Genomic DNA, 17,500 nt, shown 5'->3' with positions numbered 1-17,500 from the left:
TTTGACTACAGGGCTGTTACCTCCTATGGCGGGCCTTTCCAGACCTCTTCATCTACCTCGTTCCTTTGTAACTCCGTACAGAGTGTCCTACAACCCCAAGAGGCAAGCCTCTTGGTTTGGGCTAATCCCGTTTCGCTCGCCGCTACTCAGGGAATCGCATTTGCTTTCTCTTCCTCCGGGTACTTAGATGTTTCAGTTCCCCGGGTCTGCCTTCTCATATCCTATGAATTCAGATATGGATACCACTCCATTACGAGTGGTGGGTTTCCCCATTCGGAAATCTCCGGATCAAAGCTTGCTTACAGCTCCCCGAAGCATATCGGTGTTCGTCCCGTCCTTCATCGGCTCCTAGTGCCAAGGCATCCACCGTGCGCCCTTTCTAACTTAACCGTTAAAAAGAATCACTATGTGATATCTTGTATTACTAATTGAATGTGATGTCTACTGTTATCTAGTTTTCAAAGAACACGTTGGTGGAGCCTAGCGGGATCGAACCGCTGACCTCCTGCGTGCAAAGCAGGCGCTCTCCCAGCTGAGCTAAGGCCCCATTATATAAGATGGTGGGCCTGAGTGGACTCGAACCACCGACCTCACGCTTATCAGGCGTGCGCTCTAACCAGCTGAGCTACAGGCCCATCTTAACTTATTCAAGGAACAAAGTTCCTTCAAAACTAAACAAGACAGGGAACGTTCTGTTTATAAGACCCAAGGTCTTATATTCCGTAAATATCCTTAGAAAGGAGGTGATCCAGCCGCACCTTCCGATACGGCTACCTTGTTACGACTTCACCCCAATCATCTGTCCCACCTTCGGCGGCTGGCTCCTAAAAGGTTACCTCACCGACTTCGGGTGTTACAAACTCTCGTGGTGTGACGGGCGGTGTGTACAAGGCCCGGGAACGTATTCACCGCGGCATGCTGATCCGCGATTACTAGCGATTCCAGCTTCACGCAGTCGAGTTGCAGACTGCGATCCGAACTGAGAACAGATTTGTGGGATTGGCTTAACCTCGCGGTTTCGCTGCCCTTTGTTCTGTCCATTGTAGCACGTGTGTAGCCCAGGTCATAAGGGGCATGATGATTTGACGTCATCCCCACCTTCCTCCGGTTTGTCACCGGCAGTCACCTTAGAGTGCCCAACTGAATGCTGGCAACTAAGATCAAGGGTTGCGCTCGTTGCGGGACTTAACCCAACATCTCACGACACGAGCTGACGACAACCATGCACCACCTGTCACTCTGCCCCCGAAGGGGACGTCCTATCTCTAGGATTGTCAGAGGATGTCAAGACCTGGTAAGGTTCTTCGCGTTGCTTCGAATTAAACCACATGCTCCACCGCTTGTGCGGGCCCCCGTCAATTCCTTTGAGTTTCAGTCTTGCGACCGTACTCCCCAGGCGGAGTGCTTAATGCGTTAGCTGCAGCACTAAGGGGCGGAAACCCCCTAACACTTAGCACTCATCGTTTACGGCGTGGACTACCAGGGTATCTAATCCTGTTCGCTCCCCACGCTTTCGCTCCTCAGCGTCAGTTACAGACCAGAGAGTCGCCTTCGCCACTGGTGTTCCTCCACATCTCTACGCATTTCACCGCTACACGTGGAATTCCACTCTCCTCTTCTGCACTCAAGTTCCCCAGTTTCCAATGACCCTCCCCGGTTGAGCCGGGGGCTTTCACATCAGACTTAAGAAACCGCCTGCGAGCCCTTTACGCCCAATAATTCCGGACAACGCTTGCCACCTACGTATTACCGCGGCTGCTGGCACGTAGTTAGCCGTGGCTTTCTGGTTAGGTACCGTCAAGGTACCGCCCTATTCGAACGGTACTTGTTCTTCCCTAACAACAGAGCTTTACGATCCGAAAACCTTCATCACTCACGCGGCGTTGCTCCGTCAGACTTTCGTCCATTGCGGAAGATTCCCTACTGCTGCCTCCCGTAGGAGTCTGGGCCGTGTCTCAGTCCCAGTGTGGCCGATCACCCTCTCAGGTCGGCTACGCATCGTCGCCTTGGTGAGCCATTACCTCACCAACTAGCTAATGCGCCGCGGGTCCATCTGTAAGTGGTAGCCGAAGCCACCTTTTATGTTTGAACCATGCGGTTCAAACAAGCATCCGGTATTAGCCCCGGTTTCCCGGAGTTATCCCAGTCTTACAGGCAGGTTACCCACGTGTTACTCACCCGTCCGCCGCTAACATCAGGGAGCAAGCTCCCATCTGTCCGCTCGACTTGCATGTATTAGGCACGCCGCCAGCGTTCGTCCTGAGCCAGGATCAAACTCTCCGATAAAGTAGTTTGACTGACTACGCACATCGCTGTGCGATTTATAAAAAATGAATTAACAGGTACGTTTTGTCTTGTTTAGTTTTCAAAGAACTTTATTTACCGCTCTTTAAGCGACTTTATTATCATAACATTTATCGTCACTACTGTCAACAACTTTTTATTATTTCCTTTTCAAAAAAGCCGTTCGTCATCAGCGACGTATACTAGAATAACACCTTCATTTATCGAAGTCAATACATAATATCAATTAAATAATAAATTGCTTAATTACAACTAACGCAGCTATTCCCGGTATTCCTAAAATCCCGCTGATAGCTGTTGTGGCTAGATTAATCGGCACATGAATGCCAAGACTGCCGCCAAACATATTTACACAAACCAGCAGCAAAGCACCCGCTACAAATTTAACAGCTGTGATGCCAATCCACTTTAAAGGCTTTGCAGCTGAACCTGATAAAAAAAGAAGAATAACCAGTCCAAAAATAACTCCAACAATAAAAATAGGCTCCATGAATCTTCTCATCTCCTTCGCTTGTTCTAGTACAAGCTTATGAGAAGATCCAGGAGTTTAGACCACTTACTTCCACCGGCTGATTTTTAAATTTCGCTGCTTCGCTTCCCTTAAGTAAAAAAAATACTTCGCTTCAGCTACTTTCAGTTCGTATAACACTTCAGCAGACGGTTCTAAGCTTTTTTCGACCAGCTTCTTCTGCCTGTTCCACTCTTCCTTTTGCTTAAAAAGCTGCTCGATTAGTTTTTCATCAAACTCTCTTCTCAATGTTTTCTTGCGAAGAAAACCCATGGATCGCTTTTTCCTCCTTACAATTCACGTCTTCCTTCAAGTGCTTTAGAAAGAGTGACCTCATCAGCATATTCCAAATCACCGCCGACGGGCAGTCCGTGGGCAATACGGGAGAGCTTAATACCAGACGGCTTGAGGAGCCTTGATATATACATCGCCGTTGCTTCCCCTTCTATATTAGGGTTTGTCGCGAGAATCACTTCTGTCACTTGATCATCCTGTAATCGTTTTAACAATTCTGGTATTTTAATATCCTCCGGTCCGATGCCGTCCATTGGAGAAATAGCGCCGTGAAGAACGTGATACTGTCCATTGTATTCCTTCATTTTCTCCATAGCGATAACATCCTTTGGGTCTTGCACAACACAGATAACAGATTTATCCCTGCGCGTATCTTCACATATATAGCAAGGGTCCTGATCTGTAATATGCCCGCAAACTGAACAATATGTCAGATTGCGTTTCGCATTTACTAATGCTTTCGCAAAATCTAATACCACATCTTCTTTCATACCTAGAACAAAAAAAGCCAGACGAACCGCTGTTTTCGGTCCGATCCCTGGCAATTTCATAAAGCTGTCTATCAGCTTTGATATTGGTTCAGGATATTGCATGTTCTTTTATCCCCCTAGAATAAACCTGGCATGTTCATTCCTTTTGTAAATTGACCCATTGTTTCGTTTGTGATTTCGTCAACTTTTTTCAAAGCTTCATTCGTTGCAGCAAGCACTAAATCTTGAAGCATATCAATATCTTCCGGATCAACGACTTCTTCTTTGATGATAACATCCAGGATTTCTTTTTGGCCGTTTGCTTTTACTGTTACCATACCGCCGCCTGCAGTTCCTTCAACAACCTTTTCTGCAAGCTCTTCTTGAGCCTTCGCCATGTCCTTTTGCATTTTTTGCATTTGTTTCATCATTTTTTGCATATTACCCATTCCGCCACGCATAGTATTCACTCTCTTTCATTTTGTTAGTCTTTTATTTCAATTAAATCCGCTCCGACAAGCTTTTTCGCTTCGGCAATAAGCGGGTCTTCTTCAGCCGGTTCATTTGATCCTTCATTTTCCTGCTGATGATCTTCTAAAAATTCTTCTCTTATTTTACCCCATTGTGCTTCTGGAACGCCAATCAAATCCATTCTTTTTCCGAGCATCGATTCTAAAATCTGCTCAAGATTAGTTCGGACTCCGTTGTTATCCTCAGCGACCATTTTACAATGAATTTCATATTTGAATTTCAGGACAAATGCCGCGGAGGCGGCAGCCACAGGTTCACTGTCATTCAGCAAAGCGGCATGTGATACTTTGTTTTGCTGTTTGAGATGTGCAAGAAGCTTGCCCCAGCTGTTTCTAAGCAGATCAAGATCAGGTCTTGTGGCTTCTTTCAAAATTTCATGGATTCTGCCTACTGGCGCTTTGTAATTGGATTTCCCGCCCTTTGGCATACGCGGCGTTTCTTTTTTGGGGCTTTCCGCAGCCGCTTTTATGCCCGTTGTTTTAAGCCGCTCTACTTCCTGTTCAAGTTGCTGAATTTTTTTCATCAGCATGTCCACTTCCGGGAGGTCAGCAGCAGATTGATGTGAGGTTTGGCAAATCTTCACCACGGCCACTTCGAAAAAGATACGCGGATGATTTGTCCATTTCATTTCCTGATGGCTCTTGTTCAGAATATCAATCATTTCATATATGGCCTGAGCCGGAATTTGTTCACTTAGTCCCCGGAACGTTTCATCGACTTTTACTTTTTCAAGCACTCCCTCTAAGCCAGGAGCTGTTTTATACAGCAGCATATCCCTGAAATAGAAAATCATATCTTCTATCAGCTTAGCTGGATCTTTCCCTTGCTGCAGCAATTCATTTAATGTTTCCAGTGCGTCAGAAACATTTTTATCATGCAAGGATTGCGCAAGCTTCCCGATATACAATTGAGAAACAGCACCCGTAATCAAAAGCGCATCCTCGACTTTCAGGACATCACCGCTGAATGATACGGCCTGATCAAGAAGGCTCAGGGCATCCCTCATCCCTCCGTCCGCAGCACTCGCAATAATATCCAGCGATCCTTCCTCCACTTGCAGCTGTTCGGCATCAACAATTTTATTCATGCGCCCTACAATCGCTTGGGAGGTAATTCGTTTAAAGTCAAAACGCTGACATCTGGAGATAATGGTTAAAGGAATTTTGTGCGGTTCAGTTGTTGCTAGAATGAAAATACAATGTTCCGGCGGCTCTTCTAATGTTTTTAGTAATGCATTAAAGGCGCCGATAGAAAGCATATGCACCTCATCTATGATATATACCTTATACGTGACAGCCGATGGGGCAAACTTCACTTTATCGCGAATATCACGAATCTCATCAACACCGTTATTAGATGCGGCGTCAATTTCTATAACATCGGATATTGACCCGTTTGTTATCCCTTTACAGGCCGCACATTCGTTGCATGGCTCATCAACAGGAGCATGTTCACAGTTAACAGCCTTGGCAAATATTTTGGCTGCACTGGTTTTTCCGGTTCCTCTAGGCCCGGAAAACAGATAGGCGTGAGAAAACTTTTTTTGCAAAAGGGCATTTTGCAGCGTTTTTGTAATGTGTTCTTGTCCGACCACATCTTCAAAGCGCTGAGGCCTGAATACTCGATATAAAGCTTGGTAACTCACGGGTTTGCCCTCCTCCGTTATTCATCATTCCCATTATACATGAACCTTGTTTCGATTCCAAAAGCTCTTTTTACATAACAAAAGACTCACCTAATCTTAGGTGAGTCTGAAAATTTGATGATTGATTTACCGTGCACCTTCTGTCGATTCGCTACCCTAAGCGTTACTTAAGCAGTTAGCTCGGCCCAGGCAACCCTGCGGCACATGAGAGGTTTCACTTAATGCTGCTTCCTTCCGGACCTGACATGGTTCATGAATTCCCATTGCGCAGGACCCAAGCGTCAACACCACTTACTTAAGGCAGGCCTTAAAGTAAACGAACCTCGAGAAGGGATTCGGCCCTGCTAGAGCGGATTGCAGGTACAGGGCACCGCTACCTCCCCGCTTAGCACGGCAAAATAAATATCAAATTTTATGTTGCATCTATTACGATGCACACTTAAGTATATCTGTTTCCCCTAAAAATTGCAACCGTACTATTCAGACAAGTTTTTCCTGGCAGCTTTCTTCTTTTTTCTTAGTTCTCTGAAAAACGCACTGAGCATTCCGCCGCATTCTTCCTCAAGCACACCGCTCACCACTTCAGCCTGATGATTAAAGCGTTCCTCCTGAAGAAGATTCATTAACGTACCTGAACAACCTCCTTTCGGATCGAATGCGCCAAATACCACTTTTTCCACTCGTGAAAGCACAACGGCACCAGCACACATTGGACAAGGCTCGAGCGTCACATAAAGAGTCGCCCCTTCCAGCCGCCATGTTCCCAATGCCTTACACGCTTCATCAATCACGAGCATTTCTGCATGAGCGATCGATCGCTGCTCCGTCTCTCTTAAATTATGTGCACGCGCTATAATTTCATCATTAACGACAAGCACCGCGCCTATTGGCACTTCACCTTTCTCTCCAGCCTTTTTCGCTTCTTTAATTGCTTCTTTCATATAAAGTTCATCTTGTGTCATTAGAATAAGCTCTCTTTTCAAAGTTTTTTCATTGCCTAAAAAGGCTACATATTAACTATAACTGAAACGGAAAGGAGACTGTCGATTGTCCAAAGCAGACACAGCCCTTCTCATTGTAGACATGATCAATAATTTTGAATTCGATATGGGAGAAACCCTCGCTAAAAAAACAGAAAAAATCGTTCCTCATATTTTATCATTAAAGGAGCACGCGAGACAAAATGACTGGCCGATTATTTACATCAACGATCATTATGGACTATGGCAAGCTGATATTAAAAATATTCAGCAAGAATGTACAAATGAAAAAAGCAAGGATATCATCACAAAGATAGCTCCGGAAGATGCTGATTATTTTTTAATCAAACCTAAACATTCCGCTTTTTACGAAACTGCACTTCATACTCTTCTGACTGAATTGCAGGTGAGACAAATCATCTTAACAGGTATAGCCGGCAATATATGTGTGCTGTTTACCGCTAATGACGCTTACATGAGGGAATACAGCATCACAATTCCTAAGGACTGCATCGCCTCAAACAGTGACGAGGATAATGAATTCGCCTTAACTATGATGGAGAATGTTCTTTTCGCAGAAATTACGACGGAAAAACAAATTACAGAAAAATAAACATGATCAGCGCTTTTCTTTCATACATTGATAGCGATATGAAAGGAGGCGTTTTTCATTCAAATTTATGTAGTAAAACAAGGCGACACTCTTTCTGCTATCGCTTCACAACACAGAACAACCGTAAGTGAGATCGCAGAAACGAATGAAATACCGAATCCCGACAGCCTTGTTGTCGGACAAACCATCGTCATTCCAATTGCCGGCCAGTTCTATGATGTGAAGCGAGGTGATACCCTGACATCCATCGCCCGGCAGTTCAATACAACAGCAGCCGAGCTCGCCAGGGTTAACCGCATCCAATTAAATACCGTGCTTCAGATTGGTTTCCGTTTATACATCCCTCCAGCTCCTAAACGGGATATCGAATCAAATGCTTATTTGGAGCCACGCGGAAATCAAGTCAGCGAAAATCTCCAGCAGGCGGCCAGAGAAGCGTCGCCCTACTTAACGTACTTGGGTGCATTCAGTTTCCAGGCACAGCGTAACGGAACATTAGTCGCACCGCCTTTAACGAATTTAAGGAGCATTACAGAAAGTCAAAATACAACATTGATGATGATTATAACGAACTTAGAAAACCAGGCATTTAGCGATGAGCTCGGACGGATCCTTTTGAACGACGAAACTGTAAAAAGAAGGCTTCTAAATGAAATAGTCGAGAACGCCAGAAGGTATGGCTTCCGTGACATTCATTTCGACTTTGAATATTTACGGCCCGAGGATAGAGAAGCCTATAATCAATTTCTGCGCGAAGCGAGGGATCTTTTCCATCGAGAAGGCTTAGGAATTTCCACGGCTCTAGCTCCTAAAACAAGTGCAACACAGCAGGGCAGATGGTATGAAGCTCATGATTACAGGGCACATGGCCAAATTGTCGACTTTGTTGTTCTCATGACATATGAATGGGGCTATAGCGGCGGGCCGGCTCAAGCAGTTTCTCCAATTGGCCCTGTCCGGGATGTCATAGAATATGCTTTGACTGAAATGCCAGCGAACAAAATCGTCATGGGCCAGAATTTATATGGATATGACTGGACGCTGCCATATAAAGCAGGGGGAACTCCGGCAAGAGCAGTAAGCCCTCAGCAAGCCATTGTCATAGCTGATCGCAACAATGCTTCCATTCAGTATGACGAAACCGCTCAAGCTCCTTTCTTCCGCTATACTGATGCACAAAACAGAAGGCACGAGGTATGGTTCGAGGATGCCCGCTCAATCCAAGCAAAATTCAATCTGATTAAAGAACTGAATTTAAGAGGCATCAGCTATTGGAAGCTGGGTCTTTCCTTCCCACAAAACTGGCTGCTGCTGTCTGATCAATTTAATGTTGTCAAATTGACGTTTCGATAAATTGGAAACGTCTTTTTTTCATGGGGGCACCCAAGGGTTGTGATACAATATGAAGGTCGGTAACTGACGCACGTTTTTCAGATATAAGGAGGATTCCGATGAATACAGCCCCTTTTATTGCAATAGAAGGTCCTATCGGGGCAGGAAAAACAACCCTCGCAACGATGCTCTCACAAGAGTTCGGATTCCCTATGATCAATGAGATTGTAGAGGATAACCCGTACCTTGATAAGTTTTATGACAATATAGAGGAATGGAGCTTCCAGCTCGAGATGTTTTTTCTTTGTCACAGATACAAACAGCTTGAAGATACCAGTGATCACTTTTTAAAAAAGGGACAGCCTGTGATAGCTGATTATCATATTTATAAAAATGTGATTTTTGCGGAACGCACCCTGTCTCAACATCAGCTGGAAAAGTACAAAAAGATCTATCACCTGCTAACGGATGATCTGCCAAAGCCGAATTTCATCATTTACATAAAGGCCAGTCTGCCTACATTGCTACACCGCATTGAAAAACGCGGGCGTCCCTTTGAGAAAAAAATTGAAACAAGCTATTTGGAGCAGCTGATTTCAGATTATGAAGTCGCCATCAAGAAGCTGCAGGAAGCAGATCCTGACCTTACAGTGTTAACCGTAGATGGTGATTCAAAGGATTTCGTTTTGAATAAGAGCGACTTTGAACGCATTGCCGCCCATGTAAAGGAGCTTATCGTATGAAGGAACATCATATCCCTAAGAATTCAATTATTACAGTAGCCGGAACAGTAGGTGTCGGAAAATCGACTTTAACCAAAACTTTAGCTAAACGACTTGGATTTAAAACATCTTTGGAGGAAGTCGATCATAATCCATACTTGGAAAAGTTCTATCATGATTTTGAACGTTGGAGCTTTCACCTTCAAATTTATTTCTTAGCTGAACGCTTCAAAGAACAGAAAACGATTTTTGAAGCAGGCGGAGGATTTGTACAGGATCGTTCGATTTATGAAGACACAGGAATTTTCGCAAAAATGCATGCAGATAAAGGCACAATGTCAAAGGTCGATTATAAAACTTACACAAGCCTTTTCGAAGCAATGGTAATGACACCGTATTTCCCGCACCCAGATGTGTTGATCTATTTAGAAGGAGATCTGGAGAACATTTTAAACCGGATTGAGCAACGCGGCCGTGAGATGGAGCTTCAGACTAGCCGATCTTATTGGGAAGAAATGCATACACGCTATGAAAACTGGATAAGCGGTTTTAACGCCTGCCCTGTTTTAAAACTTCGCATTGAAGATTATGATCTGCTGAACGACGAAAACTCGATTGAAAATATTGTAGATCAAATTGCTTCCGTTATTCATGATAATCAAAAAAAGTGAATCTCAGTCGAGATTCACTTTTTCATTATAATAAAAAATCCGTCGCACCGAATGCAACGGACAAAACAATCTCCAATATATGCTTGTGTTTCATTAGAATTAAAATCAATATGGCGGAGGAAGAGGGATTCGAACCCCCGCGGGCTTTGACACCCCTGTCGGTTTTCAAGACCGATCCCTTCAGCCGGACTTGGGTATTCCTCCGTATCGACAAGACTTACTATATCATGTATGTTCTCATGTGGTCAAGCATTTTTAAAAACTTTTTTTGTTTTTACGAAAATGTCGTGTTTTTATAAGCAAAAAGGCGCACCTTGTTAGGCACGCCTTTAATTCATTTATGGTTTCATTACTTCTCTATTCCCCATATAAGGACGAAGCACCTTCGGAATCACAACGCTTCCGTCTTCCTGCTGATAATTTTCTAAGATAGCGGCAACTGTTCTTCCAACCGCCAGTCCTGAACCGTTCAGTGTGTGTACATGCTCAGGCTTGCCTTTCGCTTCACGTCTAAAACGAATGTTCGCACGTCTTGCCTGGAACGCTTCGAAGTTACTGCAAGAAGAGATTTCTCGGTATGTGTCTTGGCTCGGAATCCAAACTTCGATATCGTATTTTTTCGCAGCTGTAAAGCCCAAGTCACCCGTACACATGCTCATGACGCGGTATGGAAGCTCAAGCAGCTGAAGAACCCGTTCTGCTTGGTTTGTAAGCTTCTCTAATTCCTCATAGGAATCCTCAGGCTTCACAAACTTCACAAGCTCAACTTTATTAAATTGGTGCTGACGAATTAATCCGCGTGTGTCACGTCCTGCTGAACCTGCTTCAGAACGGAAGCAAGCACTGAATGCCGCGTAATTGATCGGCAGGCTGTCACCTGAAAGGATTTCATCGCGATGCATGTTTGTAATCGGTACCTCTGCAGTCGGAATTAAGAAGTAATCTTCCTCCCTGATTTTAAATGCATCCTCTTCAAATTTAGGAAGCTGCCCAGTTCCCGTCATGCTCGCACGGTTAACCATATATGGCGGGATCACTTCAGTATAGTTATACTCATCCACGTGGAGATCAAGCATAAAGTTATAAAGCGCGCGCTCCAAACGAGCACCTAACCCTTTATAGAACACGAAACGGCTTCCTGTTACTTTGGCAGCACGTTCGAAATCCAGAATACCCAGCTCATCCGCAATATCCCAGTGCGGCTTTGGTTCGTAAGCAAATGAAGGTTTTTCACCCCATTTACGCACTTCTATGTTGTCGTCTTCTGTTTCACCGACAGGTACAGACTCATGCGGAATATTCGGGATGGAAAGAAGAATTGTATCAAGCTCAGCTTCCACTGTTCTTAATTCTTCATCAAGTTTTTTAATTTCTTCGCCGACTTCACGCATTTCTTTAATAATGTGGTCCGCGTCTTTTTTCTCACGTTTCAGCACAGCAACCTGCTGAGACACTTCATTCCGTTTTCCTTTTAACTCTTCAACCTTGCCGATAAGCTCTCTTCGTCTGTCATCTAACGCCTCAAACTTATCAAAATCAGTTAAGTCTTCGCCTTTGTGAACAAGCTTCGCTTTAATCTCTTGAAAATTTGCTCTCAGCATTTTCGTATCAAGCATGCGAAACACTCCTTTTTATTGATTTGTCGAAAATAAAAAGAGCCCTCATCCCCATAAAGGGACGAGAGCTCTCGCGTTGCCACCCTGATTGAAAACAAATCAATGACTCGTTTTCCACTTTCACACATAACGGTTATCCCGTAAATGCCTACTTGTTTCAGCATTTCGCTCAAGGATGGATTCAGACAGCATCTTTCACCGATTCGCACCAACCATCGGCTCTCTTAGAAAGAGAGGCTCCCTACTAGTTCCTATCAACGCTTTTCGATCTTTATTTGTGCTTATAATGTACTATAAGTTTCCACAGCTTTCAACTGTTTTATACAAGTGCCTTCTGTTTGTATTCCTCAACCATTTGAACAAACAGTTGTGTCACTCGGTGATCTTCCGTCAGTTCCGGATGGAATGAGCAGCCAAGGAATTGCCCCTGTTTCGCGGCTACAATACGGCCATTATGCTCCGATAGAACTTCAACATTTTCACCAGCTTCTAAAATATGCGGCGCACGGATGAATACCCCAGTAAAAGGCTCATCCAAGCCTTTAATTGTTAAATCCGCTTCAAAGCTGTCAACCTGCCGGCCAAATGAATTGCGTTCTACAACCACATTCAAAAGGGCTAAATGAGGATTATCTGAACCAGCAATTTCTTTTGCTAATATAATTAATCCGGCACATGTTCCAAACATCGGCTTACCCTGAGCAGCGAATTCACGAAGCGGGTCCATGAATTGATACGTATCGATCAAACGGCGCATCGTCGTGCTCTCACCGCCCGGCACAATCAACCCGTCAATTTCGTTCAGCTGCTCCGGACGTTTTACGACAAGACCAGCTGCTCCGCATGCTTCAATCGCATGGATGTGCTCTCTAACTGCTCCTTGAAGTCCTAGTACACCTATTGTTAACATGTCAGCAGCACTCCTATATTCTTACCAGCCGCGTTCTTGCATACGCTGTTCTGGAAGTAAGTTTGAGATTTCAATCCCTTTCATTGCAGTACCGAGCTCTTTTGACAGCTCAGCGATCAATTTGTAATCAGTGAAGTGAGTTGTTGCTTCCACAATTGCTTTCGCAAATTTAGCAGGGTTATCTGATTTGAAAATACCAGAACCAACAAATACTCCATCAGCACCAAGCTGCATCATGAGAGCAGCATCAGCTGGAGTTGCTACGCCGCCAGCGGCAAAGTTAACGACAGGAAGTTTGCCGTCTTTTTTAATTTGAAGAAGAAGCTCGTAAGGAGCACCTAAGTTTTTCGCTTCTGTCATGAGTTCATCCTCACTCATCGCAACTACTTTGCGCACTTGAGCGTTAACTTTGCGCATATGGCGAACAGCCTCAACAATATTACCCGTTCCAGGCTCACCTTTAGTACGAAGCATAGAAGCGCCTTCCGCAATACGGCGTGTTGCTTCACCAAGATCGCGGCAGCCACAAACAAAAGGAACTGTGTATTCATTTTTATTTAAATGAAATTCTTCGTCAGCAGGAGTCAGAACTTCACTTTCATCAATATAGTCAACACCCATAGCTTCAAGCACACGCGCTTCAACAATATGTCCGATACGCGCTTTTGCCATTACCGGGATAGATACTGCATTCATTACTTCTTCCACGATTGTAGGGTCAGCCATACGGGCAACTCCTCCAGCCGCACGAATATCAGCCGGCACACGTTCTAGCGCCATTACAGCGACAGCTCCAGCTTCTTCAGCAATTTTCGCTTGTTCCGCATTAATGACGTCCATGATGACGCCGCCTTTTTGCATTTCTGCCATTCCGCGTTTTACACGTTCAGTACCTGTTTGAGCCATTTCTTGGTCCCCCTAATCAAGGTATAGTTATATGATTTCTAATCCTTATTGTATCCTAGAAATCCAATATTTCATATGGATATATATTATTTTATTCGGTTTTTGGCGCTTTGAAAATCATTTTTTATTAAAAATTGGGTTTTTTCAGTATATTAAGCGAAAGAGCCCTAACATCCATCAGAGCTCTTTCAATTGATTAAAACCAGCCGGTTACCGTATCAACAATACTTCCCCAAATACCGGCGAAAAATCCGCCGATACTGCGCATTGTCAGAACAAACCAGTTTGCTTTTTCTACATTTTCTTTTGTCACAAGGTCTACGCCAGCCAGATCGCTGTTAAGGAATCCGTAATCCTTTTCATCACCTGTGTATTCCGCAGTCAGCTTCCCAACCTTGGTTCCTTTTTTCACAGGAGCAGTTAAGTTGTCTTTATTCAATGTGACCTTCGCTTTGTAATTCTTTTCTTCACCATTTTTGACAGGAAGAGAGAACGCCTTGTTTGTCACAATGCCTACTTCTTTCTCTTTACCTTTATCAACTGAAATTGTTTTATGGCCTTTTACTTCATCGCCTTTAGCATAAACTTCTTTCATGGAGAAATTGTCGAAAGCATAATCAAACATTTTTTTTGTTTCATCGAAACGGCCTGTATGAAGGTTGCCCTTTGCGTTTAATACAACAGTGATGACACGCATACCGTTGCGTTCAGCTGTTCCTGTAAAGCATGAACCCGCAGAGTCAGTAGAACCTGTTTTCAGTCCGTCTACAGTCGCTTTTTTATACTCGCTGACAAGCCCCTTCAGCATAAAGTTCCAGTTCGGCATATCCATTTCATCATCGGTGCCTTCTCTGAATTTCGTTTTGGCGATACTGGAAGTCTCCAGAATCTCAGGGTAGTCAGTAATTAAGTGATCCGCAAGAATCGCCATATCCTTTGCAGAAACTTCACTCTCTTCATTTACGCTTGTCCCCTCAGGCTGATGCCCGTGAAGGTCTTTATTCTCAAGACCTGTTGCATTAACAAATTTGTAATCTGTTAAGCCTAGTTCTTTTGCTTTTGCATTCATTTTTTCAACAAACTTAGTTTCAGAACCGGCAACGATTTCTGCAATCGCAATAGCAGCAGCATTTGCAGAATAAATTGCTGTAGCTTGATATAATTCTTTTACTGTGTATTTCCCGTCTTTCCGAAGAGGAACGTTTGATAAGCTGTTATCTTGGGAAATTTCATACACATAGTCATCAGGCGTATAGGTTTGGTCCCATTTCACTTTACCTTGATCAATTGCTTCTAATAACAGATATTCTGTCATCATTTTTGTCATACTCGCAATTGGCAGTCTCTTATCTGCATTTTTACTGTACAGAATTTTACCTGAAGAAGCTTCGATCATAATAGCAGCAGATGCATTGATATCAATTGGATCGCTGGCTGCTTTTGCTTTTGACATTGGAGCCAGACACGTGACAGCTAGGGTTAACACAACCAATGACATCAGTAGCTGTTTACATTTCTTGATGTTCAATCGTACGACCTCCGTATTTCATTTTCTTCATCTATAATTAAGCCGTTAAGGACATTTTCAATGCACAACAGTATAAATTTTATCATAATCAGTATAAAAAAAATAGACAGAGTCAGAGACCCTGTCAAATGTTTTTAATTTGTAACAATTTATTATGAAATTGTATAGTTAGGTGATTCTTTTGTAATCTGTACGTCATGCGGATGGCTTTCGCGAAGTCCTGCTCCAGTCATGCGAATGAATTGAGCTTCTTCTCTTAGCGCACGAAGATCTTTAGATCCGCAATATCCCATACCGGAACGAAGGCCTCCAACTAGCTGATAAACAGTTTCTTCAACTGGTCCTTTGTAAGGTGTGCGTCCTTCAATTCCTTCAGGAACAAATTTTTTGTTTTCTTCTTGGAAGTAACGATCTTTACTTCCTTTTTCCATTGCAGCAACTGATCCCATGCCGCGGTATACCTTAAATCTTCTGCCTTGGTAGATTTCAGTTTCACCAGGGCTTTCCGATGTGCCTGCAAGCAAGCTTCCAAGCATAACGGCATGTCCGCCGGCTGCCAACGCTTTAGTGATATCGCCAGAGAATTTAATTCCGCCGTCAGCGATGATTGTTTTGCCGTGTTTTCTTGCTTCAGTCGCACAATCATAAATTGCTGTAATTTGCGGAACACCGACACCAGCTACAACACGTGTAGTACAAATTGAACCAGGTCCGATTCCAACTTTGACAACGTCTGCTCCAGCTTCGATAAGCGCTCTTGTTGCTTCAGCGGTTGCCACGTTACCAGCGATAATATTTAATTCAGGATACGTTTCACGGATTTTTGTGACTGTGTTTAAAACGCCTTGAGAATGTCCGTGAGCTGTATCGATAACAATCACATCAACATTGGCTTCAACAAGCTTTTTGACGCGAGTCATTGTATCACCAGTTACGCCAACTGCCGCACCAACGATCAGACGGCCGTGAATGTCTTTAGATGAGTTCGGGAACTCAATGACTTTTTCAATATCTTTAATGGTGATAAGACCTTTTAATTTGTTCTGGTCATCTACGAGAGGAAGCTTTTCAATTTTATGTTTCTGCAAAATCTTTTCAGCTTCATCCAGAGTAGTTCCTACAGATGCAGTAACAAGCTCTTCTTTTGTCATGACATCACTGATTTTCATTGAGTAGTCAGAAATAAAGCGAAGGTCACGGTTTGTAATAATTCCAACAAGCTTCTGGTCTTCTTCGTTATTTACAATCGGAACACCGGAAATTCTGTATTTCCCCATCAAATGCTCCGCATCAAATACTTGGTGATCAGGAGTTAAAAAGAAGGGATTTGTGATAACGCCGCGCTCAGAACGCTTTACTTTATCAACTTGTTCAGCCTGCTGTTCAATGGACATATTTTTGTGAATGATGCCCAAGCCGCCCTGTCTTGCCATTGCAATTGCCATTGCTGATTCTGTTACAGTGTCCATACCTGCGCTGATGACAGGAATATTTAGCTTTAACGTTTTTGTAAGTTCTACAGATAAATCCACATCACGCGGAAGTACCTCAGATTTTGCTGGCACAAGCAGCACATCGTCGAACGTTAAGCCTTCTTTTGAAAATTTACTTTCCCACATTAGTAAATCCCCCTCTTTTCGGCAAAATATTATATGTAGATTATCAACTAGCCAAGAGCATGTCAAGGAAGCGAGAAAGAGTTGAAATATTTAGATAACGGAAAGGATTAAGAAATACACATGACATATCATGAGTGGAAAGACTTAGCGCTATTTTATTCCGTTGAATCAACCCAGAAATTTCTAGAAAAGGTTTATGTCTCAAACGGTATTGATGATGCGAAAAAAAACTCTTTTAAAAACAGTGAACGGTTTATTTATTTCTTAAAGCATGCTGAATCGTTTTATAAACAAGCTGCATATTCCCCATTAGAAATCAAACCGATCCTTTTATTTTATGGAATGGCACAACTTATCAAAGCATGTCTAATAACACGTGATCCCCATTATCCAAGCCATACATCAGTACTGGCACATGGCGTAACAACAAGAAAGCGAAAGAAACAAAATTATTGTTTTAGCGACGATGAAGTGAAAATACAACGGAACGGCCTATGCGTACATTTTATGAAACATTTATTCGGACAATCAGATATAGTAGATGAACGGTATACCATGAAAAAATTGTTAATGGGGGTTCCAGAACTAAGCGATATTTTCTACTTTCAGCAGAAAGAACGTTTTATGACAAAAGTTGAGAAGGATAAGAACAAAATATTTGTACCAGAGGAAGTAGTCATCGATTATAAAATGTCTGATTCAAGGTTTGCTGAATATATGTCCCATCATTTTCAATGGTCTTTCGCAAAGAAAAATGAACACGGGCTGCTGTTTGAAATTTCACCGCAAGACAAGGAGCCATGGACGTCGACCAGCTTATTGTTTGACATGGAAAAGAACCAATATTATAT

The 17,500-nt window shown here is 43.3% G+C and carries 16 protein-coding genes, 3 tRNA genes, 2 rRNA genes, 1 other RNA gene and 1 other annotated feature (2 of these 23 running past the window's edge); of the genes, 5 read left to right on the top strand and 17 right to left on the bottom strand.

Translation table 11 applies throughout. The annotated features are described in order from the left end of the window. From MY9_RS00165 to tadA, 11 genes are all read right to left on the bottom strand, one after another. Positions 1-390 (bottom strand): 23S ribosomal RNA (locus MY9_RS00165) (it extends 2,538 nt beyond the left edge of the window). A gap of 81 nt (positions 391-471) precedes the next feature. Then, positions 472-547: transfer RNA gene (locus MY9_RS00160), tRNA-Ala, on the bottom strand. 11 nt (positions 548-558) lie between these two features. Continuing rightward, a tRNA-Ile gene (locus tag MY9_RS00155) sits at positions 559-635 on the bottom strand. A 101-nt stretch (positions 636-736) separates the two neighbouring features. Then, positions 737-2,286: ribosomal RNA gene (locus tag MY9_RS00150) — 16S ribosomal RNA — on the bottom strand. The 16S and 23S rRNA genes sit together here with 2 tRNA genes alongside, the layout of an rRNA operon. Positions 2,287-2,530: 244 nt before the next feature. Beyond that, the gene (gene bofA / locus MY9_RS00145) at positions 2,531-2,794 is read right to left on the bottom strand and encodes a sigma-K factor-processing regulator BofA (RefSeq protein WP_014662468.1); all 264 of its coding nucleotides are present in this window, start codon (positions 2,792-2,794) and stop codon (positions 2,531-2,533) included. A 66-nt stretch (positions 2,795-2,860) separates the two neighbouring features. Beyond that, entirely contained in the window at positions 2,861-3,085 is a 225-nt protein-coding gene (locus MY9_RS00140) for a YaaL family protein (RefSeq protein ID WP_014112283.1), read from the bottom strand. Positions 3,086-3,102: 17 nt separating this feature from the next. Continuing rightward, a complete protein-coding gene (gene recR, locus MY9_RS00135; RefSeq protein ID WP_003225425.1) occupies positions 3,103-3,699 on the bottom strand; it encodes a recombination protein RecR in 597 nt (198 codons plus the stop codon). Positions 3,700-3,713: 14 nt separating this feature from the next. Then, positions 3,714-4,037, bottom strand: a complete 324-nt coding sequence (locus MY9_RS00130; RefSeq protein WP_003225427.1) for a YbaB/EbfC family nucleoid-associated protein — start codon at positions 4,035-4,037, stop codon at positions 3,714-3,716. Positions 4,038-4,060: 23 nt separating this feature from the next. Continuing rightward, a complete protein-coding gene (dnaX, locus tag MY9_RS00125) occupies positions 4,061-5,752 on the bottom strand; it encodes a DNA polymerase III subunit gamma/tau (RefSeq protein ID WP_014662467.1) in 1,692 nt (563 codons plus the stop codon). Positions 5,753-5,881: 129 nt separating this feature from the next. Further along, an RNA gene (ffs, locus tag MY9_RS20975) (signal recognition particle sRNA large type) lies at positions 5,882-6,146 on the bottom strand. Between the two features lie 82 nt (positions 6,147-6,228). Further along, complete coding sequence (gene tadA, locus MY9_RS00120) at positions 6,229-6,714, bottom strand: tRNA adenosine(34) deaminase TadA (protein ID WP_014662466.1); 486 nt, start codon at positions 6,712-6,714, stop codon at positions 6,229-6,231. 85 nt (positions 6,715-6,799) lie between these two features. Here tadA and MY9_RS00115 point away from each other — a divergent pair, with 85 nt between their 5' ends. The 4 genes from MY9_RS00115 to dck all read left to right on the top strand — a co-directional run bounded on the left by MY9_RS00115 (position 6,800) and on the right by dck (position 10,070). Then, positions 6,800-7,345: an isochorismatase family cysteine hydrolase gene (locus MY9_RS00115; RefSeq protein WP_014662465.1), complete on the top strand. Its 546-nt coding sequence runs from the start codon at positions 6,800-6,802 to the stop codon at positions 7,343-7,345. Between the two features lie 63 nt (positions 7,346-7,408). Next, positions 7,409-8,698, top strand: coding sequence for a glycoside hydrolase family 18 protein (locus MY9_RS00110; protein WP_081483589.1), 1,290 nt, complete (start codon positions 7,409-7,411; stop codon positions 8,696-8,698). Between the two features lie 98 nt (positions 8,699-8,796). Next, the gene (dgk, locus tag MY9_RS00105) at positions 8,797-9,420 is read left to right on the top strand and encodes a deoxyguanosine kinase (protein ID WP_014662463.1); all 624 of its coding nucleotides are present in this window, start codon (positions 8,797-8,799) and stop codon (positions 9,418-9,420) included. Next, positions 9,417-10,070: a deoxyadenosine/deoxycytidine kinase gene (dck, locus tag MY9_RS00100; protein WP_003226792.1), complete on the top strand. Its 654-nt coding sequence runs from the start codon at positions 9,417-9,419 to the stop codon at positions 10,068-10,070. The genes dgk and dck overlap by 4 nt, the downstream gene beginning before the upstream one ends. A 111-nt stretch (positions 10,071-10,181) precedes the next feature. Here dck and MY9_RS00095 read toward each other — a convergent pair. From MY9_RS00095 to guaB, 6 genes are all read right to left on the bottom strand, one after another. Continuing rightward, positions 10,182-10,274: transfer RNA gene (locus MY9_RS00095), tRNA-Ser, on the bottom strand. Positions 10,275-10,408: 134 nt separating this feature from the next. Continuing rightward, positions 10,409-11,686, bottom strand: a complete 1,278-nt coding sequence (gene serS, locus MY9_RS00090) for a serine--tRNA ligase (protein ID WP_014662462.1) — start codon at positions 11,684-11,686, stop codon at positions 10,409-10,411. Positions 11,687-11,740: 54 nt separating this feature from the next. Then, positions 11,741-11,953: a binding site (T-box leader), on the bottom strand. 52 nt (positions 11,954-12,005) lie between these two features. After that, positions 12,006-12,596 carry a pyridoxal 5'-phosphate synthase glutaminase subunit PdxT gene (pdxT, locus tag MY9_RS00085; RefSeq protein ID WP_014662461.1) on the bottom strand — a complete coding sequence of 197 codons (591 nt, stop codon included), beginning with the start codon at positions 12,594-12,596 and terminating at the stop codon, positions 12,006-12,008. Positions 12,597-12,617: 21 nt separating this feature from the next. Continuing rightward, entirely contained in the window at positions 12,618-13,502 is an 885-nt protein-coding gene (gene pdxS / locus MY9_RS00080; RefSeq protein ID WP_003247145.1) for a pyridoxal 5'-phosphate synthase lyase subunit PdxS, read from the bottom strand. A 196-nt stretch (positions 13,503-13,698) separates the two neighbouring features. Beyond that, the gene (gene dacA, locus MY9_RS00075) at positions 13,699-15,030 is read right to left on the bottom strand and encodes a D-alanyl-D-alanine carboxypeptidase (RefSeq protein WP_041521230.1); all 1,332 of its coding nucleotides are present in this window, start codon (positions 15,028-15,030) and stop codon (positions 13,699-13,701) included. A 152-nt stretch (positions 15,031-15,182) separates the two neighbouring features. After that, positions 15,183-16,649 (bottom strand): IMP dehydrogenase, encoded by a 1,467-nt coding sequence (guaB, locus tag MY9_RS00070; RefSeq protein WP_003226803.1) that lies wholly within the window; start codon positions 16,647-16,649, stop codon positions 15,183-15,185. Between the two features lie 120 nt (positions 16,650-16,769). Here guaB and MY9_RS00065 point away from each other — a divergent pair, with 120 nt between their 5' ends. After that, positions 16,770-17,500: the 5' portion of a YaaC family protein gene (locus tag MY9_RS00065; RefSeq protein ID WP_014662459.1), read on the top strand. Its footprint extends 217 nt past the window's final position; the window shows 731 of its 948 coding nt (coding positions 1-731); the start codon lies at positions 16,770-16,772; its stop codon lies beyond the right edge, outside the window.

Origin of the sequence: Bacillus sp. JS (assembly GCF_000259365.1) — a bacterium.
Lineage (GTDB): Bacteria > Bacillota > Bacilli > Bacillales > Bacillaceae > Bacillus > Bacillus stercoris.
The sequence above is the reverse complement of the archived record's forward strand: the minus strand, read 5'-3'. Positions and strand labels throughout refer to the sequence as shown.